The 21,131-nt window shown below is 57.6% G+C and carries 18 protein-coding genes; 12 read left to right on the top strand and 6 right to left on the bottom strand.

All coding sequences use genetic code 11. The features are described 5' to 3' along the window. Window positions 1-18: 18 nt before the first annotated feature. The 3 genes from ACTHXA_RS13130 to ACTHXA_RS13120 all read right to left on the bottom strand — a co-directional run bounded on the left by ACTHXA_RS13130 (window position 19) and on the right by ACTHXA_RS13120 (window position 2,778). Entirely contained in the window at window positions 19-354 is a 336-nt protein-coding gene (locus tag ACTHXA_RS13130; RefSeq protein ID WP_441673100.1) for a hypothetical protein, read from the bottom strand. A 306-nt stretch (window positions 355-660) separates the two neighbouring features. Beyond that, the gene (locus ACTHXA_RS13125; protein ID WP_441673098.1) at window positions 661-1,599 is read right to left on the bottom strand and encodes a carbon-nitrogen hydrolase family protein; all 939 of its coding nucleotides are present in this window, start codon (window positions 1,597-1,599) and stop codon (window positions 661-663) included. Window positions 1,600-1,644: 45 nt separating this feature from the next. Further along, entirely contained in the window at window positions 1,645-2,778 is a 1,134-nt protein-coding gene (locus tag ACTHXA_RS13120; protein ID WP_441673096.1) for an MFS transporter, read from the bottom strand. A 242-nt stretch (window positions 2,779-3,020) separates the two neighbouring features. Between ACTHXA_RS13120 and ACTHXA_RS13115 the strand changes: the two genes are divergently transcribed. The 8 genes from ACTHXA_RS13115 (at window position 3,021) to ACTHXA_RS13080 (ending at window position 11,556) form a co-directional block, all read left to right on the top strand. Beyond that, window positions 3,021-3,980: a LysR family transcriptional regulator gene (locus ACTHXA_RS13115; protein ID WP_441673094.1), complete on the top strand. Its 960-nt coding sequence runs from the start codon at window positions 3,021-3,023 to the stop codon at window positions 3,978-3,980. A gap of 175 nt (window positions 3,981-4,155) precedes the next feature. Next, a complete protein-coding gene (locus ACTHXA_RS13110) occupies window positions 4,156-4,956 on the top strand; it encodes an MBL fold metallo-hydrolase (protein ID WP_441673092.1) in 801 nt (266 codons plus the stop codon). Next, complete coding sequence (locus tag ACTHXA_RS13105; RefSeq protein ID WP_441673090.1) at window positions 4,943-6,190, top strand: alpha/beta fold hydrolase; 1,248 nt, start codon at window positions 4,943-4,945, stop codon at window positions 6,188-6,190. The genes ACTHXA_RS13110 and ACTHXA_RS13105 overlap by 14 nt, the downstream gene beginning before the upstream one ends. A gap of 3 nt (window positions 6,191-6,193) precedes the next feature. Continuing rightward, a complete protein-coding gene (locus tag ACTHXA_RS13100; RefSeq protein WP_441673088.1) occupies window positions 6,194-7,114 on the top strand; it encodes an NAD(P)-dependent oxidoreductase in 921 nt (306 codons plus the stop codon). Continuing rightward, window positions 7,107-7,505, top strand: coding sequence for a carboxymuconolactone decarboxylase family protein (locus ACTHXA_RS13095; RefSeq protein WP_441673086.1), 399 nt, complete (start codon window positions 7,107-7,109; stop codon window positions 7,503-7,505). The genes ACTHXA_RS13100 and ACTHXA_RS13095 overlap by 8 nt, the downstream gene beginning before the upstream one ends. An 859-nt stretch (window positions 7,506-8,364) precedes the next feature. Then, window positions 8,365-9,381, top strand: coding sequence for a CobW family GTP-binding protein (locus ACTHXA_RS13090; RefSeq protein ID WP_441673084.1), 1,017 nt, complete (start codon window positions 8,365-8,367; stop codon window positions 9,379-9,381). Window positions 9,382-9,548: 167 nt separating this feature from the next. Then, window positions 9,549-10,463, top strand: a complete 915-nt coding sequence (locus tag ACTHXA_RS13085) for a polysaccharide deacetylase family protein (protein WP_441673082.1) — start codon at window positions 9,549-9,551, stop codon at window positions 10,461-10,463. Window positions 10,464-10,554: 91 nt separating this feature from the next. Further along, window positions 10,555-11,556: an asparaginase gene (locus ACTHXA_RS13080; protein ID WP_441673080.1), complete on the top strand. Its 1,002-nt coding sequence runs from the start codon at window positions 10,555-10,557 to the stop codon at window positions 11,554-11,556. 38 nt (window positions 11,557-11,594) lie between these two features. Here ACTHXA_RS13080 and ACTHXA_RS13075 read toward each other — a convergent pair whose 3' ends face one another. Further along, a complete protein-coding gene (locus ACTHXA_RS13075; RefSeq protein ID WP_441673078.1) occupies window positions 11,595-12,665 on the bottom strand; it encodes a LacI family DNA-binding transcriptional regulator in 1,071 nt (356 codons plus the stop codon). A gap of 420 nt (window positions 12,666-13,085) precedes the next feature. On the opposite strand from ACTHXA_RS13075, the gene ACTHXA_RS13070 reads away from it, so the two are divergent. Together ACTHXA_RS13070 and ACTHXA_RS13065 are read left to right on the top strand one after the other, a co-directional pair. Next, window positions 13,086-14,444, top strand: coding sequence for an MFS transporter (locus ACTHXA_RS13070; protein WP_441673076.1), 1,359 nt, complete (start codon window positions 13,086-13,088; stop codon window positions 14,442-14,444). 292 nt (window positions 14,445-14,736) lie between these two features. Next, window positions 14,737-15,402: a Fic family protein gene (locus ACTHXA_RS13065; RefSeq protein ID WP_441673074.1), complete on the top strand. Its 666-nt coding sequence runs from the start codon at window positions 14,737-14,739 to the stop codon at window positions 15,400-15,402. A 593-nt stretch (window positions 15,403-15,995) separates the two neighbouring features. Here the strand turns inward: ACTHXA_RS13065 and ACTHXA_RS13060 are convergent. Both ACTHXA_RS13060 and ACTHXA_RS13055 read right to left on the bottom strand, forming a co-directional pair. Further along, the gene (locus ACTHXA_RS13060; RefSeq protein WP_441673072.1) at window positions 15,996-16,613 is read right to left on the bottom strand and encodes an aromatic-ring hydroxylase C-terminal domain-containing protein; all 618 of its coding nucleotides are present in this window, start codon (window positions 16,611-16,613) and stop codon (window positions 15,996-15,998) included. Between the two features lie 319 nt (window positions 16,614-16,932). Continuing rightward, on the bottom strand, window positions 16,933-17,910 hold the full coding sequence (locus ACTHXA_RS13055; protein WP_441673070.1) for a LacI family DNA-binding transcriptional regulator: 978 nt from the start codon (window positions 17,908-17,910) through the stop codon (window positions 16,933-16,935). A 170-nt stretch (window positions 17,911-18,080) separates the two neighbouring features. Here ACTHXA_RS13055 and ACTHXA_RS13050 point away from each other — a divergent pair, with 170 nt between their 5' ends. Next, window positions 18,081-19,349, top strand: coding sequence for an MFS transporter (locus ACTHXA_RS13050; protein WP_441673068.1), 1,269 nt, complete (start codon window positions 18,081-18,083; stop codon window positions 19,347-19,349). Window positions 19,350-19,395: 46 nt separating this feature from the next. Continuing rightward, entirely contained in the window at window positions 19,396-21,036 is a 1,641-nt protein-coding gene (locus ACTHXA_RS13045) for an amidohydrolase (protein ID WP_441673066.1), read from the top strand. Window positions 21,037-21,131: the final 95 nt, after the last annotated feature.

Genomic DNA, 21,131 nt, shown 5'->3' with positions numbered 1-21,131 from the left:
GGTCACCATCATGTCCTTTCATGACTGACCCGGTACACAAACCATTTGACACCCTCTTGGGTCGACGTCGTTGGAACTGCCGTAGATTCCGCCGCCCACGAATGACGCGACGAGGCCTGCGCCGGTGACAGCCAGCCCAAATTTGCGGCCGCCGGTGAACCCGAACATTGTCCTGCGTCCCGTGATTGCCACGTAAATACCGAGGCCGAGCGCGATGATGCCAGCCATTATGAATATCCCGCCGACGCCGGAGGCTGTTGCGCTAAAGAACAGTACGCATCCGATGACAGCGATTCCGACCCAGTCGAGGGCACTGCGCTGCTTCAGCCAGTTGGGCTGAGCGGGGGAAGACATTGACACGGGGGACTCCTTGATGGTTATACAAAACCGCCCCATCTGTAAAGATGGAGCGGGAGATATTTGAACAGCGGTAGTCGGCTAAATTGCGGTGAGTGTTGTTGCCAGTGCGCACGATTTGTGGAGCCGGGCCATTTCGATTCGGTGCGGGTGCACTGCATCCAAGTTGGTCTAGGGTTCCTCCAATATGACGGTCATTTATTTAATGACTAACTGGCCGCGTCCCATTTTGACGGGGCCGCGGCCAGTTGCAATGAATTCGTTTAATTGTCGTTTCGGTACGACTGGATTAGTGGCCGCTTATTAGTCAGCGAACGTAACCGATTCGGTCTGACGTGTGTTTACGTTGAGCGAGAAGACGTCCGGTCGTGAGTAGTGTCCGACCACGTCGAAGTCCATGTGCGACTCGGTTTTCACCGCAAGGTCGACGTCCGCGTAAAGGATCGTCTCTTCGTCGTAGACGGGGCCCGCGAGAACCGTCCCGGTTGGGTCGATGATTACGCTGCCGCCTCGCATGAGGACATTGCTGTCATGAGCGCCATTCTGGGGTGGTTCGAAGTCGAACGGGTGGTCACTTGGGAACGAATCACGCGTGATGTATTGGCATGCTGAAAGCACGAACACTCGGCCTTCAAGTGCGATATGAGTCATTGAAGATTGCCACGTCGGGCGATCATCAGCGGTGGGTGCGCAATACACCTGCACACCTTTGGCGTACATCGCCTGCCGCATAAGCGGCATGTAGTTTTCCCAACAGATGACCGTACCAACCTTGCCCGCTGGCGTATCCATGGTGTCAAGCGTCGAGCCGTCGCCGAAGCCCCAAACGAGGCGCTCTGTTCCCGTCGGCATCAATTTCCGATGATTGCCGACGAGCCCATCCGTTGGCGAAATTAGCAGTGCCGTGCAGTACAGCGTTGAACCAAGTCGTTCGATGATGCCTATTACGACGTGCACACCATGTTCAGCCGATGCCTGGATAAGCCGTTCAGTCTCAGGTCCTTCCAGCGTGATCGCGCCCGCAACATAGCGGGCATATTCTTCCCTGCCACGCTTGAGCCGGTAGCCAACGGAAGTCCCGAACGCGGTTCCCTTCGGGTAGCCACCGATAAAGGCTTCAGGAAACACCGCCAACTCAACACCCGCTGCACCCACTTCCGCAATGAGACTCTCCGCCTTCTGAATAGAGGCTTCGGCATCAAAAGGGACTGACGCACTTTGAATTACAGCAACTTTGCTCATTCTTGATTCCTTCAACTAGTAGTGAGTATTGGTAACGCGTCCCGATTACCCGAAAGTAATGTCGACGTCCTTCGTCTCTTTCAACATCGGCCAGAGAATCGCAAGCGCAACGACTGCAACCGCGACGACGTAGAACGCAGGCGAGACCAGCATCCCCGTTGCTGCGACCAATGAGGCCGCGATGAGCGGACCCGGGCCGGCAAGCAGCGCGTAGGCAACGTTGTAGCCAAGAGCAGAACCCGTGGAACGAACCGATGCTGGGAATACCTCAACCAGCAGCACGTTGTTCATCACCGCACAGCAGGCCACAAAGAACGCGAACATGACGAGCCCCAGGAACGCAAGGAAAGGGTTGCCCGTGTTCATCAACATGAAAGCAGGCACTGACCAAACGATGAGGCCGATTACGCCAGTCAGCAAGACGGGGCGTCGCCCAATCTTGTCGGCCACAATGCCCACAAGTGGGTTGAATGCAACATAGAAGACCATCGCCGCGCCCGTTACCACCAGCGACTCAATGCGCGGAACGCCGACAGGTCCCGAGAGGTGGTTGTTTGCGTAAGTGATGAAGTAGTACAGGCTGACGCCAAAGATTCCGGCGAACGCCAACGTCAGCACAAACGCTCGAGCGCGAGTTGCGAAACTCGTGTGCTCGATTGAATTTGAGGCACGCTTTCGCTCGATTTCTTCATACACGGGGGTGTCGTCGAGCTTGCGACGAATATAGACGGCAATCACAGCCATAAACAGGGATGCGATAAACGGTAAGCGCCAACCCCACGAGGACAGCGCAGCGTCATCGAGTGCCGCGGTTAGCAACGCGGCGGTAACCGTGCCGACAAGGAAAGCGAGTCCCGCCGTAGCGGTGATGAGGCTTGCATACAGCGCGCGTTTGCGTTTCGGCGCACTTTCGCCGATGTACGCTGCTGCGCTGGTCCACTCGCCACCTACCATCATGCCCTGTAGCAGTCGCAGAACCACGATAATGATGGGTGCGGCAATTCCAATCGTCTCATACGATGGCGTTAAGCCGATGAGTGCGGTGATCAGTCCCATTCCCATTACCGTCACAATGAGCACCGCGCGGCGACCGAGCTTATCTCCCATCGGACCGAGGATGAGAGCGCCTACCGGCCGCGAAATAAACCCCACCGCAAACACTGCGAGCGACGACAGCATTTCGGCTGTCGGATCCCCGGAGGGAAAGAATTACGCTCCGATTATCGCGGCGAAGTAGCCGTAAATGGCGAAATCGAACCATTCCATGAAATTGCCAATACCAACTGCGGCCATTCGTTTTTGAAGGTCTCGCTTCGGTAGGGCGAGTAACTGTGTATCACTTGCCGACGATGCGACGTCTTGATTCTGCACTTGCGATCTCCCTTGTTCACCTTGCAGAGGGCGTTATGAGACTTACTGTGGTGCACGAAGTAACCTCTGTCCAATTGATAGTTATGATGGGCTTCATGAATGTCGTCGATTTGAAGCGGGTTGATCTCAACCTCTTGGTGGTATTTCAAGCACTCATGCAGGAAGGCAGCGTCACCCGGGCAGCAGTCAAACTCGGGCTTAGCCAAAGTGCTGCCAGCGCCGCGCTGTCACGGCTGCGCATCTTGTTGGACGATCCGCTGTTCGAGCGCTCCAAAGCCGGTATGGTGCCCACTTCGAAGGCACTTGAAATATCTGCCAGGGTCTCGCCGTCCCTTAACGCGATTGCCGGTGTTTTACTTCATGAACCAGAGTTCGACCCGAAAACCAGCAATCGAACCATCCACCTCGCGATGTCCGATGACGTCGAGCTCGTCTTGGCGCCATGGCTCGCTCGACAAAAGCATGTCAATGGATGGGGACTTGATTTTGCTATTCACCAGACCAACAGCACGCTCTGGCGAGAGAGTGTCGCCAACGCACGCAACGACTTGACGCTCACTGCCCTGACAGGACAGGACGATGCGACCGTCAAAGTTGAGCCGCTGTTCTCAGGAAGCTACGCATGCGTGTTCGATTCCGAGCAGCTGCCACTGTCAGACCCCATCACGTTCAATGAATACGTGTCGTACGAACATGTGAGAGTCTCCTACGATGTCCAGCGCGGATGGGTCGATGACGCTCTTGCGGTAAAAGGCTATAAACGCGAAACACTGTGTTCGATTAGTCATTTCTCTGGCCTTCCCTCGCTGATCATGAGTGTGCCGGTCATTGCGACCATCCCAGATCACGCGGCACGTGCGATCGCGAGTCGAACCGGCCTCGCAGTAGGTGCGTCGCCCGTCAAACCTCCGCAGTTCACGATTTCCATGGTCTGGCATGCACGCGGTGACGGGTCGCCGTTGAACGTGTGGATTCGGCAACTGCTACAGGAGTTCGCGCAGGAGCTGTAGCCGCGAATCTGCTTGGTCGAGTTGTCTAAATCGATCTGACTCATGGTGCCCATTGTGATTATCAATTGGACACAACTCACTTCCTGAACCAGAGTTCTAGTCATCGCATCGTTGCGAAATGAGACGACCGCCAGTAGCTGGATCGTGTATCCAGCCAGATCCAGTGAAGAGAACTATGAATCCTGCAGGTTGGGAAATCATCATCCTCAAACATGGCCAACGAACGGCCAAGAAAAGTGATGCATTCCTAAATTACGAATGGTACGACGAAGAAGACGTCCCGTATTCGCTTGGCTACTACCTGTGGGTACTCAGGAATGGCGACACCACGATCATTGTCGATACGGGCTTTGACCGAGATGCCGCGGTATCAAGGAACCGCGAAGTGATAATCGATCCGATTACGGCTCTCGAATCGCTGAATATTTCATTGAATCCGGCGGCACTGATCATTACGCACGCGCATTATGATCACGTCGGCAACGTCCATCGGCTCAAGCCCGAACGAGCACTCATCTCGCGACTTGAATACGAGTTCTGGACTGGACCGATCGCATCCAAACCACTTTTCGCGCACTTCGCGGAACCCAAGGAGATTGCAGAGCTTCAGCGACTTCACTCGGTGGGAACTCTCGAACTGACCGAGGACACCGCCGAGGTCATGCCGGGTGTACGGATGATCACGGTCGGTGGGCACACACCGGGGCAGTGTGTCGTAGAAGTGGATACGCATCAAGGGACCGTTCTCATTGCTAGTGACGCGGGGCACTTTCATGAAGAGATCGAGCGGGACATGCTCTTCAAATCGATGAGCGATCTGCCCACGTCCTATCGTGTGCTCGAGCAAATTCGGACCGGCGACTACGTTGCGGTTATCAGTGGGCACGACGAACATGAGCTTTCCCGCCACCCGAGCGTTGATGGCGAACTGTCCTATCTGGCGAGTGTGGTTGGAGGAGTCCGTGTGGGCCAATAACCTTTCGCGAATTTCAAATGACGCAGGGTTCGTGACGCTCGCGCGAGGCCTCACGGTCGCATTCCGATTCGAGCGAGACCACAGTGTTGACGATGGTTCGCATAACGATGATTCAGCGTCGGTTACGGTGAATGTCGTCGAAGGCACTGTACTTGCGGGTCGGCCCGACGAGGTCGACTTCGCGCTCCGTGCTGATGGAGCAACGTGGGCGAGACTGGCGTCGAGAAATCCGGAAGCTGGCTGGCAATCCATCCTCGCCTGTGTTTTACGAGGTGATGTACGTCTCGTGGGAAGTGAGCGTCAGTTCCAGCGACATCTGCAGTTGGTCCGTCGTGCCCACGAAATCTTGCGAGGGATGGACTCTGAATTGTCGATTCCACCTCCCGCGCCAACATTGCAGGGATCGTATGTGCGAATCTTGCACAGTTCCTATGGTGCGTGCGATGTCTATGTCGAGCGGACCGGGGCGGGTGTGCCGGTGCTGTGTTTCCCTACAGCGGGAAGTGACTCGAGCCAGTATCACGGCCTAAGTCAGTTCTTGCCGGACGGCGTTGAATTGATTGCCGTGGACCTACCCTGGCACGGAAAGTCACAAGTGCCATGGGGGAAGACCGGAGCCGATTACAGCCTGACCGAATCCGAATACCTCGAGACCATCGAGAGCATCAGCGATGCACTTTCCCTCGAGCATCCTGTGTTATTCGGTGCGTCGATGGCTGGAGCTGCGGTTGTCCGCGCCGGACTCCGATACCCTGCCCGCTTTCGCGGAGTCATTGCGGCGCAAGCAGGTGTGCAGGTGACAAAGCGATTAGCGAGTTGGTTCGGTGCCGCGGACGTGAACCAAAACATCGCAGCTGCGGAGTGGACATTTGGGTTGATGGCGCCGAAATCACCCAAATCCTGGCGAGACCGCGTGTGGTGGGGGTACACAAGGGGCGGATATCGCTCCTACACGACGGACATCGAACACTATGTGGAATGGGATCTCACCGATGAAATCGAATCGCTCGGTGAGCTTCCAACGAAGGTCGTTCTGCTCGGCGGAGAGTATGACACGACTGTCCCTGCTCATGACGTCGCGGACTTAGCTTCTCGCATTCCCGGAGCTGAATTCATCTCGATGCCTGACCTCGGGCACTTCCCGCATGCTGAAAATCCCGAGCGCTTCAGCGCATATTTTCGCGACGCCTTGTCTCGAATCGACGCAAATTTGTTTCAGACGATTGGACAATAACGAATGAAAATTCTCTTTATCGGGCTCGGCACCATGGGTAAGCCGATGGCTCGAAACCTCGGTACCAAAACCAGACACGACCTCGTGCTATTCGATACACGAACAGACGTTGCACAGGCACTCGCCGACGAACTTGGATGTGCGGCAATCGCATCGCTGGAGAATGTGCCAACCGATGTCGACGCCACCGTTCTGATGCTGCCAAACTCCGACATCGTCGAGTCTGTGCTCATTGGCGAGTCACCGCTCATGGAACAGCTTGCGCCTGGATCACTCATTATCGATATGAGCTCGTCTGTGCCGACGAGTGCGCAGAAACTTGGGCAATTGGCTGAGCAGCGATCACTCGAATTCGTCGACGCACCCGTATCCGGAGGCGAGCGAAAGGCGATTAGCGCTGAACTTTCGATTATGGCGGGTGGTACGGAAGCCGCATTCCGGCGCTCGCTTCCCATTCTGGAAGGGATGGGGACCAAGGTCATTCACGTGGGGCCTGTGGGCAGCGGGGATGCGGCGAAGGCACTCAATAACCTCTTATCGGCGACGAACCTTTTGGCAGCTGCGGAAATCATTACCGCTGCGAACTCCTTTGGAATTCAGCCGGACACCATGGTTGAGGTGATCAACGCATCCACCGGGCGAAGCCAAGCCACCGAAGTGAAATATCCCAACAGCATCCTTACGGGGCGTTTTGACGCGGGTTTTGCGTTCGATTTGATGCTCAAAGACCTGGGCATTGCTGCTCAGTTGACCGACGAGGTACCAACCCCGATCACTGACCTTGCACGCTCGATCTCTAGCGACGCGAGACAGCTTCTTGGCGAGAACCCAGACCACACCGAACTCGTGAAGTACTACGAAGATCAAACTCAGCTGCTCATCCGAACCGCAGATGAGGCTAAGAAAGGAACAAACCATGACTAATGCTCAGGAATATGTTGACCAGATGGCCGCGAGCCGTGGATACGTGCTCGACTATCACAAGATAATGGCGGCGGCGGATTTCCCGGTGCTGCAAGCCGCAAACAATGTTGTGAATGCCGCGTATCTGGGTAAGCGCCTGCTTGACCCGAAGACGAAGGAACTGCTGTTCATCTTGAGTTTGACGGTAATGCGTGCGCCGAAGCCGCAGCTCAAGAGCCATATCCAAGTAGGCCTTGACCTTGGTCTGTCGGCACAGGAGATTCTGGAGGCCATCGAGATCGCGCTGCCGGAGGCCGGCATTGTGGCATTCCAATATGGCGTTGAGGCCTGGGCCGAAGTCGTTGATGCCGAGCGGTTGGAGCCTTCGGTGCAGGTGCACACGGGGGAGTAGCGGGGGCTGAGGCGGATCCTTTCCGTAGTGGAAGGATCCGCGCATCTCGCTGAGAAGCTCGCTGAGATCGCGGAGCTTGCAGCAAGGGTCGATCGACGTTGTTCGGGCATTTGAATGTATCGAGCAGGAGCTTTTTCGGCTTTGTAGAGTCTGTTGGTCGCGGGCGTGATGCGCACTTTTCTCGAGATTCCCGGCCACTTGAGCGTTGACTGTTCTCGGGTCGCGCCATTCGCGAAAGTACCGAGGTGGTTTGAAGGCAACTGATTGCACTGACCGCCTAAAGCCGTGCCTGGAGCTTGCGGGAGGCGCACCGCACTGAAGCAGTATTAGCTGACGCTTTTACGTTGGATTGAGGCGGTCGTATCGCGCGCTACTCATTTGAAAGCCCGCCTTCAACCGGCAGATGCCGGCTCGCCTTATTTGATGCCCATAGGAATGGGGTAGTCGATGAGGCACTGCTTTAGGCAGTAGTTCGTCGTTGCACTTGACCTGTGCAATGGTTTGCGTAAACTCACCCCATAACGACGCTGCATTCAAAGGGGATAGTTATGTGTGGGAACTGCCGCTCAGTCGAAGTGAACGTCGACTGGTATTCCGCGGGAATTGCCGATTCGTTGAGTGAACGACGAAGGGCTCGCTCCGCGCTCGCCGCCGCTGCCGATGCTGCCATGCAGCACCTCGGGTTGCGCGCAACGGTGTACCCGGGGGCGTTTGCAATGAGCGTTTCCACAAAATCGGGCGCTCAAGTATTGGTCGCAAGCCTTAGCGACCTGCAAGGTGCTGCGCAAAAACTCACCGGGTCAGTGCTGGACCCTTTAGATCCTGCGCAAATCACTGCACTATCCGGGGAGTCAGCGACATGATCCATGTACGCATCATCGGTGGCTTTCTCGGGGCTGGAAAGACTACTTGGTTAGCCAATCACTTGAAGCAGGCCGAGGCTGCACCGTATGTGATCGTCAATGAAGTCGCTGAAACCAGCGTCGACGACACGACTCTCCGGTCTAATTGGTCGCACGGCGCACGCTCTTCCGTGCCCGACATTGTTTCAATAAATGGGGGCTGTATTTGCTGCGAGAGAATAGACGAGTTCCGTGAAACTCTGGTGACGCTCGTCGACGAATCCCAACGGAGAAACGAACCCAAGTCCGTCTTCGTGGAGACGACCGGCGTAGCTGCAATTGAGCCACTTGTCTCGCTGCTCACTCACGATCCCGTGCTGAAAGAAAACGCTCGGCTGGTCAATGTGACGGTGGTCGTTGATGGGGCGAACGGAGTCAGACAACTCTGTCATGAACGGCTTGCGCGGGCGCAAGTGCAGTTCGCGGATGAACTCGTAGTGTCGAAGGTAGATCTCGTCGACGCCGACCAAGTAGAACACACGTCTGGAGTCTTGCGTGGGCTAAACCCCACAGCCGAGATCCTCGCGGCAGCCGACGGGCGCGAACGACATCTCGACGAGCCGCTGCCACGCGCCATCGATTTCGACGACTCCACAGAAGTTGCAGCCGAGCCGGCGGTCGTGTGGACGGCTGAACTAGCGCCAACAACTGATTGGGCCGAGTATGCTGTCTGGCTCGATGCACTTGTGCGTGTGCATGGCGGGAAAATCTTGCGCTCGAAAGGCACTATCCATACCCCGGTTGGTCTCCTTCTTGTGCAAAGTGTGGGTGCGGTAATCGCACGCCCGGATCTTGTGCGCCAGGAATCACGGTCGCAGAGTTCAAGTGTTGACGCCGACTCGGACGTGACGACGATCGTCTTTGTCATCCAGCAGGTGCTTGCTTCAGAGCTTGAACGCTCTTTTCGCGCGTTTGTGCCCAGCGCAATCCTTCGCACGCGGCAAGAAGGACGCCATCGCGGGCAGAGAAGCTAGAGAACAAGCCGTTTTGAAGGATGCTTGACCAATTGACTCAACGTCGTTAGTGTTGTTCACGCAAACGTATGCACGAACTCTTGTAGTCGAACGTCGTTCGTGGGGCAGTTGTCCGCGAACGTGTACGCGCCGGAGTTCCCGCCTTATCTACAACGGAGAAGATATAAATGGCTAAGGAAATCAAGGTCTGCATCGGAACAGATATCGATGCAGTTGCGGGATGGCTCGGTTCATACGGTGGGGAAGATTCCCCCGCTGATATTCAGCGCGGTATGTTCTCTGGCGAAGTGGGCATTCCTCGACTCCTCAATTTGTTTAAGAAGTACGAACTGCAAACCACCTTCTTTGCGCCGGGGCATTCAATTGAGACATTCCCTCACCGCATTGAGCAGATCAACGAGGCTGGGCATGAAGTGGGCGCGCACGGGTACTCACACGAGAACCCAATCGACATGACGCCGCAGCAAGAGGAAGACGTCCTCAACAAATCAATTGAACTGATCGAAAAGTACACGGGTCAGCGTCCACGTGGATACATCGCACCCTGGTGTGAGCTTTCCGACGTCACAACCGACCTTCTCCTGAAAAACGGGTTCAAATACGATCACAGCCAGGCTTTCCACGATTTTCAACCGTTCTATGCTCGGACAGGAGATTCGTGGACAAAGATCGACCTGTCTAAGCCAGCCGAGCACTGGATGAAACCGCTTGTTCGCGGTGAGGAAATTGACCTCGTAGAGATCAACTTCAGCTGGTACGTAGACGACTTGCCGCCCATGATGTTCATCAAGGGTAGCCCGAATAGTCACGGGTTCGTGAACCCTCGTGATATTGAAGAAATGTGGCGCGATCAGTTTGACTGGGTTTACCGAGAATACGACTACGCAATCTTCCCTATCACCCTTCACCCCGACGTTTCTGGGCGGCCACAAGTCCTCCTCATGCTTGAACGACTCATCGAGCACATCCAGCGACACCCGGGTGTGACATTTGAAACGTTTGAGAACGTAGCTGATGATTTCCGAAAGCGGTTCCCGTTCGCCGAAAATAGCCGGTACCCATTCGATCGAGAACTCGGCTAGTCCACTCACTCCCTCTAAGCGGCCTGCCAAGAAAAGAGTACTGGCAGGCCGCTTACTACTCTAAATTTTGAATCTTTCGAAGGATCCCCAGGTGTCAACTAAACTTCCACGCATCTCTATGATCGCGCTCGGCGGAACAATTGCTTCGGTCGGCAATGATGACGGTGAAGACGCAGTACCTTCACTGACTGCAACCGATCTCCTGAGTTCAATCCCGGCAGTCGAGTCTGTCGCGACAATTGTGGAGGCCACAACGTTTCGTCAATATCCATCGGGGGATTTGACTGTTCAGGACCTCGTTGAACTCGCATCACTGATAGAAAGCCAAGCGAGCACAGTCGACGGGTTCGTCATTACTCAAGGGACTGACACCTTGGAGGAGACGTCTTTTGTCCTTGATCTGCTCTTGCGGACAGATACGCCCGTGGTACTAACTGGCGCGATGCGCAATGCAGGATTGCCTGGTGCCGACGGACCGGCGAACATGCTCTCTGCCATACGTGTTGCGGCCTCCGAAGAAGCTCGCAGTATTGGCCCACTGGTTGTGTTTGCCGATGAGATTCATCTGCCGCGGTTTGTCCAAAAGGTGCATTCTTCAAGAATTGCTGCTTTTGAGTCGCCGAATGCCGGTCCGATTGGGATGGTGACCGAAGACCGTGTCTGGATCGGGCTAGTCCCGAAGAAACGAACTGTACCCATCGATCGACGTCGTCTCTCGACGCCACTTGCACGAGTTGGGATTTTCAAGTTTAGTCTAGGGTCCGATCTGGGCGGACTTCGGACAACCATTCCGCGAGAATACGACGGTCTCGTTATTGAAGCGTTCGGAGGTGGACACGTTCCTGCTCAAGAAATGGCGGCAATTAGTGAGATCGCCGGTAAAATTCCTGTCGTAATGACTTCTCGTTCTCGAGGTGGCGAGACCTATGAAGCGACATATGCCTTCCCGGGGTCGGAACGCGATTTACTAGAAAATGGCGTAATTGGCAGCCGCATGCTTGACGGTCTCAAGGCTCGGCTGTTGCTATTACTTCTCATTTCATCGGGCGCTTCCGACGAAGAGATCCGAAGCCGCTTTGCGGAACCTATGTAGGTGAGCCTGACCGTGCGTCCTCTCGACCCAAGGCTTCCTTACGAGGCGGGGGAGGAACGCATCCCGGTGCTTGATTCGCGAATACGTAATTCCGGCTCCAGCAACACCGACTCATGCTGTTCTTTCGATTCGCTAGCAATCACTTCGGTAAGCAGCTGCGCAGCCTTCTGGCCCATCTCAAACATGGGCGAATGGACGGAGGTAAGCGGAACGGACATGAAGCGCGTCAAAGGAACATCGTTGAACCCGACAATCGCAATGTCTTCGCCGATTTCGCGACCATTTTCCCGCGATGCTCCGTAGGCACCTATTGCCGCAAAGTCATTGATGGCGAAGATTGCCGTAATGTCAGGGTGATCTCTTAATAGCTGTGATGCCGCAAAGTAGCCGCCTTCGGCGTCGGGTCTCGAGGTAACGATGTGTGAATCTGGCACGCCGATCCCCGCGGTTAGGAAGCGCTGCACGAATCCATACGTGCGTTCAACACACGTGCTGGCAAACTCAGGCCCTGCTACGACACCGACTTTTGTGTGGCCGAGTTCGATGAGATGATCCGCGGCCAGATGGCCACCCTTTACATCGTCAGTTGTCACCGAGAGGTGCCCACGGAGGCGTCGGTTGACGAGTACGTAGGGTATTCCACGGCGCTTGAGGTACCCGACTAGTTCATCGCCATCAAGTCGCGCATCACCGACAATGACACCTTCCACTCGACGCGCCATGAGGCTATCGATTCGAGAGAGGCGCAGATTAACATCATCATTCGTGCCAGTGATAAAAGTTTGGTAGTCATTTAATCGCGCGGATTCATCGATTCCCTCGTATATGCGCGCAAGAACATAATCGGTAAGACGAGGAACGACTGCTCCAATTACACGGCTACGACCTGTCCTGAGCATGCCTGCGGCAGGGTCAGGCTGATATCCCATTTCATTAGCTATGGCTTGAATTCGTTTTACCGTTGGCTCGCTGACCCCGGAGGGATTTGCACTTAGTGAGCGCGAAACGGTCGAGAGGTGGACTCCCGCGCGCTGAGCAATTTCAGCAAGTGTCACATTTCGCACGGTGTCCTCCTTGGGCTCAGTGGTCCAGCGCCCTTGGCGCCACATCAAGTCTATTGATCCAGGATGCCAACCTTACCGAAGCATATTGTCAACGGTCAGCTTGCCCGCCACAATACAGACGTTGCGCAACGGTCGCGCAAGCCTTTGCGTAGTGGATTTGCATCCACTGGTTTGATGACTGGCGTTGTAATTGCTGGTGTCTTGACAGAAAGATTCTCTTCGGCATAGCATGAGTGCAATCGAATGCATGAAACTTGTGTGTTCGGGGAAATCTCAAGGCTGAGATTAGAAATATCGAAGAGCATGACCGAGATGGTGGTGCTCCCTCCCTTTGCGGGCAAGAGTGGTGTCCATGGTCCAGCTCTGCGTCACCGTTGACGAACCGCAACTCCCACTTCGCTGAAGACACGACGTGACCAGTGAGTCAAAGAATCACCGCAGTACTTCTAGAAACGGATCTATGAAATGACCAAGAGTCTCATTCCGCCAAAACGCTTTTCGATTCGCGAGACCAGATCGGCGACAGTTATCGCATTCTTCGCCTGGACTATCGCGGTTTTCGACTTTATTTTGTTTGGAACTTTGCTTCCAGTAATTAAGGAAGATTTGGGCTGGAGCGACAGCCAAGCACTATTGATAGCAACGCTTACGACTTTGGGCGGCGCAATAGTGGTGCTCATCATCGGCCCGATTGTTGATCGCTTCGGGCGCCGGAAGGGCATGATGATTACGGTCGGCGGGACCGCGCTTTCCTCGGCGCTGACAGCTGTCTCGGTCAACACCGCCATGATGGTTGGCGTCCGTTCGCTCAGTGGTTTGGGGCTTTCCGAGCAAACCGTCAACGCGACCTACCTCAATGAGGTTTACGAGCTCAGCGACGACGAAAAGGTTCGCCGACGTCGTGGATTCTTTTACGGCATTGTTCAATCGGGGTGGCCAGTCGGAGCTCTTCTCGCCTCTGGTTTCGTAGCTGTCATCGGCCTTGCTATCGGTCACGGTCAGTGGCAGTGGATGTTCCTGCTTGCCACGATTCCCGGACTAATCGTGCTCATCATCCGGCGTACTCTGCGGGAGTCGCCCCAGTTCCTCGCGATGCGCGAGGTCAAAAAGCTTCGCGCCGACAGCCGCAATGCAGATGCTGACGTTCTCGTCGACGCCTATAACTTACGGGCGGCGGATCGCTCGCCCGTAACCGCAATCTTTACTGGCCCACGCTTGCGAAATACTGTTGTTCTGAGTCTCGCTTTCGCCGGCAACTGGTTTGGAGTTCAGTGCTTCAGCGTTCTCGGTTCTACCGTTCTCACTGATACGAAAGGACTGGATTTCGCCCTCGTCGCCCCGCTCCTTGTCATTGTGAACCTCGTTGCGGCCGCGGGATATGTCTTTTTCGGCTGGATGGGCGACAAAGTAAACCGACGCAATCTGATTGGCGCTGGCTGGATCATCGGTGGCGCACTATTTGCAGTAATGCTGCTGACCGACATGCCGGTATGGCTCACGGTAGTCGTCTACGCACTGGGGCTGTTCTGTCTGCTTGGACCTGCATCCGCCCTCTTCCTTTACATCGCGGAATGCTACGACCCGAGCTGTCGTGCGACAGGTGGAACCTTCGTCCTCGCAGTCAGCCAACCCGGAGCTGTTATCGCTGGTTTCATCCTCACTGCACTTATTGCTGGGGGTATGGCATCAGCTATGGCCTTCACACTGGTGGGTGCATTGGGGTGCGCTCTCGGCGGCCTGCTTATTTTCGCTGCGAAGAAGGTTGATTCGAACGTGCACCTAGCGCCTTATGAAGTTCCAGCGGTCGGGAAGGTCCAGGCATAAAGGACGGGTGTCGCCCTTGAAACGACATTGTTCCGCCTTCGCGTGTAGATCATTCCGAAGGCGGAACGATGCTCTTTCCGGTCGCTCATTCCCCTTGCACTGTATTGGAGGGTTGGAGGTTTCACGCCCAGCAGTCTGAACCCTGCGCTTGACCCGACGGGCGACGATAAGCCGATCATTTAGATGAGATGATCTTGGGTTGGCAAATACACTGACAGCACCGGAAGCGCTGTCAACGCAACAAACCGCGCAGACCCGCACTACGGCTCAGCCTCAGCAGAAAGGAGCACTGGTGAAGAAGCTTAACGTCACTGATCTTGTTGGTGTGATCTACTCCGCGGGCAAAGTATTTGACGGTCTGGACACCGGGCGCCTCGACACCGAGAACTTCCTTCGCTCCGGATCGACCGAGGGTGTAAGGTCACGTGCTGACCTGGCACTCCTCGAAGACCTTCGAGATGCAGCCCGGTACGTGCTTGAACACAGTGATCGCCAGACCATCGATGCCCGGTTCATCGTGGGACTGAACGCGCAGCTCACTCGAAGCGCTTCATTGCATCCAGGTGACCTGCGCACGCCAGAAGCGCGCATTGGTGTACAGACGGAGTTTGGTCGACACGAGCCGGATGCGATGACTCGCGAGGAACTCGAGATGCTCATTGACACTGTGCTCGCGCGGCCGGATACAACACCAGAATCCCAGGCGATCGAGCTGTTTGTGTCGCTCGCCAAGGCACAGCCGTTCTGGGACGGAAACAAGCGTACTGCGCTGTTTACTGCCAACGCGATGCTCCTGAAGAACCGCACCGGCTCGTTGCTTACGGTTCCCGTATCTGAAGAAGACCCTCGTCTTGCCCACCGGTTCAACACGCTCCTTGCAGAGGCGTATGTGTTCGACCGACGAGAAGGCATAATGACGTTGATGCGGGAACAAGGGCTAGCTCGAATCGTTGAGTAAGTCCTGCTTAGTCGGGGCTGCGGCGCAGGTAGGGGAGTGAGCTTAACACGACGGTGTCGAGGTGTCGGGTAGGCCATTGTTGGGCCACGCTGCTGCTCATGGCGGTCGCGGTGCCAGTGGCGTGGCTGCTGGTTGAGGAACCGGGGCAGTAGAGTGCATGGCTGGCCTTCGCACTTCCGCGACGGTCACTGATTGCGGCGGGCGGAGCATCCATCGTAGTTGCGGTACTCGCGCCTGGTGTCATGAAGGTGACCAATGCTGTGAATGTGACCGTGCATGCCGCTGGGTGCATTTCGCAGCGGCTGTCAGTCTCACCGTTGAGTTCTTTCCGCACCTGAATTAGTAGGTCTCGAAGAGTCTGGAAGCCCCATCACTCCTTCCCACCAAGCTAAATGCACCAAAGAGATTATGTCGCGACGTGAACGTATACGGTGCATCCGGCCCCAGCGCTCGCGCTCTGCCCGCGAACGCCGCCTCTGATCAACGAGCTTCGTCCATCCGATTGTGATCACGCTCTGGCACTTTTGGGATGCCGTGGCTGGCTCTTCGAGTAAGCCACGGCATCCAGACGAAGGATCGACTTCTGGAACTAGCTACGCAACGGCTTCGGTGACAGCAATAGCGCCCAGCGAATGCGCAAATTCGGTCGCGTTCTCGGGGAGTGTATTACCCCGCCATGCAACGTGTTGGTCTTCGCGAACGATGACGTAACGAGTCTCGTAGCACTCGGGAGCCTGCAAGTGTTGGAGCGATACGACGTCAATCGGAAGGCCGGCCTCGTTCAGTTCAGTCGCCCAAAGGTCGGCTGAGTCGAGGTCTGTCGTGGGGCCGACCACGATCAGTGTGTACCAGAGGCCAAGCGCATCGTAGAGAGACACACCTTCATCGAGCCACACGTGCGGAGTGCGGCAACCCGGCACTGTGGACGGAATGTGACTGCCCATTGTGTAGCTTGGCGCGACACCATCGTCTGCAACGATGATCGGCGAATCAGCGTATGAATAGCCAAAGTTGAGACCTTCGGCAGCGAACTGTTGCACATTGAGTGCGTAAGCAAGCTTGCCAAACTCTTCCCGACTTCGATCGCCCTCGGGACCATCCTCATCCAGATTATTCGGGATCTCGGCCACGGCGATCTTTCGCAGATGTGACATTGCGAACTTCGAAACCTGCGCGGTGATGGGTAGGCGCTCGGCTTCGTAAGCATCCAAGATCGATTCTGATGCCCATACTGCTCACGTTAACGTAGACGCCACGCTCGCGTTTACGACGCTGCCTGCGATGGGTATCAACTTGGTGAAGCTCCTTGCCCGGATTTGTTCGGAGATCCGTGCAAACGCCTAGACTGGCAATCTCATCATCAGCTCGAGCTCGTTGATCGTCGCGAGCGGCGGCGAACTGTTCTTTCCAATTACGTTGAATGCGGAACGCTCTTGAGTGCTCCCTTGCGAGCTGCGCGCCTTGAAGCGATATGTACTGCGGTTTCATCAGGAATATCGACCACGGTGACTTCGCTCGCCGGACGACTGCTTAACCAAGAATCTCGGCTTCGTGCACGATGAACTGCCCCGGTTGCCGTTCAGGTGGCGAAATCTCGAGCTGCTCGAAGATGAATTCTGCGGCACGAGCGCCGAAGTCACGGGGTTTCAGATCCACGCCAATGAGTTCCTGCTTACCGAGCTCAGTGCTCGGGTCGGCTGCCATCGTTGCAATCGGCGGCACGGGCCTGCCTGCGAGCTTGAGTTGCATGATGAACCGCGCGGCGAGACCCTGCTGCACGACGACGAGCCCGTCGACGTCGTCAGCGAACTCCGCTAGTGCCTCATCGAGCACTTCCTCTCCCGGCGTGAACGGCAGAGTGACCACCTTCGGTGCAGTCCCGCGCTCCTCGCACCAGTCTTCATACGCCTCACGAATCATCCTCGCCCACTGGGGCGCGAAGTCGTTGTCGATGGCAATGAGGGCCGGGCGCTCGGCGCCGCGATCACGTAACCGGTCGAGCACGACCTTGGCGAGTATCCCCTGCTCGGCACTGACCGTTCCCATGAGCTGTGCGGCCCGCGATCCGAGATAGCGACCGACCGCAACCACCGGCACGCCGCGCCCGACGGCCTCCGCGACAAAATCATCCTCGACCACCGGGTCCACCGCGAGAATCGCGTCGACGTTGAGGGCTCGAGAATCGCGCCGCTCGCCGCCCTCGGTGAGCAGCAGCAGGTCGTATCCGTGGGCGGCCGCGACCTTCGCGACGCCAAAGGTGAACTCCATATAGAACGCGAGCGACTCGGTCGAGGGGAGTAGGTGCAGTCCAATTGCACGATGCTTGCCGCCACGCAGCGATTGTGCCGCCCGATTCGAGACGTACCCCATCGCCGCTGCAGTCTCGAGAACGCGCTGCCGGGTGGCCTCCGATACCCGGCCGCTGCCGTGCAGCGCCGAAGACACCGTCGTCTTCGACAGGCCCGTGGCCGCGGAAATATCGAGGATGGTCACGGGTTTTTGCGTCATGACTCCACCGTAGCGGGAGCATCCACCTCGATTCGCCATTGACATCGAGCGTGATTCGCCCCTACGCTATTCGCAATTGCGGTAACGTTCCCGCAGTTGCGAATTTGGAGTGTCATCCCGTGTGAATCATCCGCATTCGTGACCCAACCCATCGACAGAGGAGTCGACCCTTGACCAACTCGACAGCGGAGGCCAACGTGGCACCCACATCCACCGCCGAATCCTCGCCCGCTGGGCTCACTCGACTCACGCCGCGCATCGTGCTGAGCTTCATCGGCACGATGGTCGTCGCATTTATGGGCGCGAATCTCGTTCCCGTGCTCATCGGCGCGATGGTCGGCAAGCTCGGGATCGAGTTCAGCCACGCTGGGATGATCGCGACCGCGATGAGCGTCGCCTCCGTCGCGGCCATGCTCGTTACCAACCGCTTCGTCGCTCGCGGCGACCGCAGCAGCATCGCTCGAATCGGCCTCCTGCTCATCTCGATCGGCTTCTTCGGGGCCGCGATCATTCTCACCGTCGAGGCCGTCACCGCCGGCTTCGTCATCGGCGGCATCGGCATCGGTATTGTGCTCGCGAGCGGCACCGCGGCGCAGTCCTCGACCGCCGACCCCGACAAGACCGTCACCACCGTCATGATCATCAACCGGATCGGCGCGACCGCCCTCCTCGCGATCGCCCCACTCTTCCAAGGAGACCTGCGGGCGGTGCTGATCACGATCGGCCTGCTCGGCGTCTTCGGACAGCTCGTCGCAAGTGGCCTGCCGAATCTGCCCGGGCGCAAGGACCTCCCGAAATCGGCTGCCCCGACTCGTCCCGTGCAGACGATCAAGCAGGGCACGATGATTACCTGGGTGGGCATCCTGCTCGCCGTCTCGATGGGACTATGGTCGCTCACCGAAGACATGGTCTACTCGATGACGAGCGCGCTCGCCGACCGTGCCGGCATCAGCCCCGAGGTCTCGAGTCTCCTGCTCGCGGGGAAGGTCGCCGGCGGCCTCGTCGGCGCGATCCTCGCACCACTCGCCCTGCGCTGGATTGGCCGTTCGCTGTCGCTTGCCATCATCGTTGTCGTCAGCACGGTCACGAAATTCCTCATGATCACCGCGGAATCACCCGTGGTCTACGGCGCCAGCATCCTGCTCTGGGGCGTCATGTACGGTGCCGTGCTCGTCCTCGTGTTCGGCCTCGCGGCGATTATGGATGTGACCGGACGCACCGCGGTCATCGTCTCGAGTGTCTACCTCACCGGTGTCGCGTTCGGTCCGCTCGTCGGTGGCCAGCTCGTCGAGGCGGTCACTCCGCTCGTGTACGCCCTCGTCGTCACGGTGCCGAGCGTCATCTTCGGGACCGTAATCTTCCTGATCGCCCGCAGCCGCCGCAAGTTCGAAGCTGGCAACACCACTGCCATCGCGGTGTCTGGCGAGGCGACGAGCTGAACCTCGCGCGCCCTTATTCTCGCTGACTGGAGAAAGAAACCTCACTATGACTGCTGATGTCATCATCCACGCCCACCGCGTTCACACCCTTGCCGAGGAAGCTGCGAACGCGACCTCGATCGCGATCCGGGGGAAGCGCATCCTCGCCGTGGGCGACCGATCGGAGATCGGCGCCCTGCAGGGCTCCGAAACTGTGGTGTACGAATACCCCAACGGGGTCATTACGCCCGGGCTCATCGACAGTCACACCCACCTCGTGTGGGGCACCGAACTCACTCGCGGTGTGAACCTCACCGATCTGTCCCTCGCCGAAGTTGCCGCGGCGCTCGCGGAGGTCGCGCCGAGCATTGAGGCTGGGGAATGGCTCCACGGCTGGGGGCTCGACCCGAATATCTTCACCGACCACGGCTTCGACGGGCGGATTTTCGACGAGGCGACCGGCAGCATCCCGATGTTCTTGCGGATGCGTGACGCCCACTCGGCGATCGTCAACAGCGCCACGATCGCGCTCGTCGGGCTCACCGGCGACGAGACCTTTCCGGACGAGTCGGCGGTCGTCACCGATGCGGAGGGCGCGGTGTCCGGCTACCTGCGTGAAATCTCGGCGATGAACCTCGTGCTCGAAGTCGCGCCGAAGCTCACGCTTGAGCAGGCCGCCGAGAAGGTGCGCGCGCAGATGCTCGCGATGGCGGCGACCGGGCTCACTGCCACGCACGTGCTCGACCTCCACGAGGGCACCGTCGAGATCATGGAGCACCTCGAGGCGACCGGATCGCTGCCGATGCGAGTGCGCATCTCGCCCTTCGTGATGCCGGGTGTCTCGGCTGCGGGGCTCGCGGAACTCGAGGCGATGCAGGGCCGCGGCGGCCGACGCTGGCAGATCGAGGGCGTGAAGTTCTTCATTGACGGCACCGTCGACAACGGCACCGCGTGGCTGCACGCGCCCGACTGTTACGGGCAGGGCACCGAATCGATCTGGACCGATCCCGAGGCCTACCGCGAGGCGCTGCGCTTCTTTGCCGAACGCTCGATTCCCACCGCGACCCACGCGATCGGCGACCGCGGGGTTGACTTCGTGCTCGATGCCTTCGAGTCGCTGGGGGAGCTGGCCCGCAATGCACCTAACCGGATCGAGCACATCGAGACGATTCCGGACTCGACCGTGCCTCGCTTTGCGCGACTCGGGATCGCGGCGAGCATGCAGCCCGTGCACGGCACTCATCACACCAAAGCCGACCGGAGCGACAACTGGTCGGTTCGCCTCGGCGAGGAACGCGCGGCTCGCGGCTGGCGCTGCCAGGACATCCGGCGTACCGGCGCGACGCTCGCGCTCGGCAGCGACTGGCCGGTGACCCCCTTCGACCCGCGCGCGATGATGGCCGACTCTATCCTTCGTCGGCCCGTCGAACGCCCCGGTGTTGCGCCGGTGCAGCCGGAGCAGGGGCTTACCGCACTGCAGGCTCTCGAGGGGTATACCTCGCACTCCGCTCGGTCAGTTGGGGTTGAGGATGAGGGTGTGCTTGCTCCTGGTGCACGGGCGCAGGTCACGGTGTTTGCGGCTGATCCGCTGGAGGTTTCCGCTGAGGAGCTTGCGGAGACTGAGGTGCTTGCGACGTTTGTTGAGGGGGAGTTGCAGTATGGGCGGTCGCTGGCGCTGATGCGTGGCGTTTCGAATGTTGAGTGGTGAGAGCAACTTCGGACTAGCTCCTGAACTCAACCTTGCCGCTTAGGTCGTGTCCTGTAAGTGTTGTTGATGGTGGGCGTGTCCGCTTTTAATCGCTG

The organism is Gulosibacter sp. (assembly GCF_052090685.1).
Classification (GTDB): Bacteria; Actinomycetota; Actinomycetes; order Actinomycetales; family Microbacteriaceae; genus Gulosibacter.
This window is presented reverse-complemented; position numbering and strand designations above follow the sequence as displayed.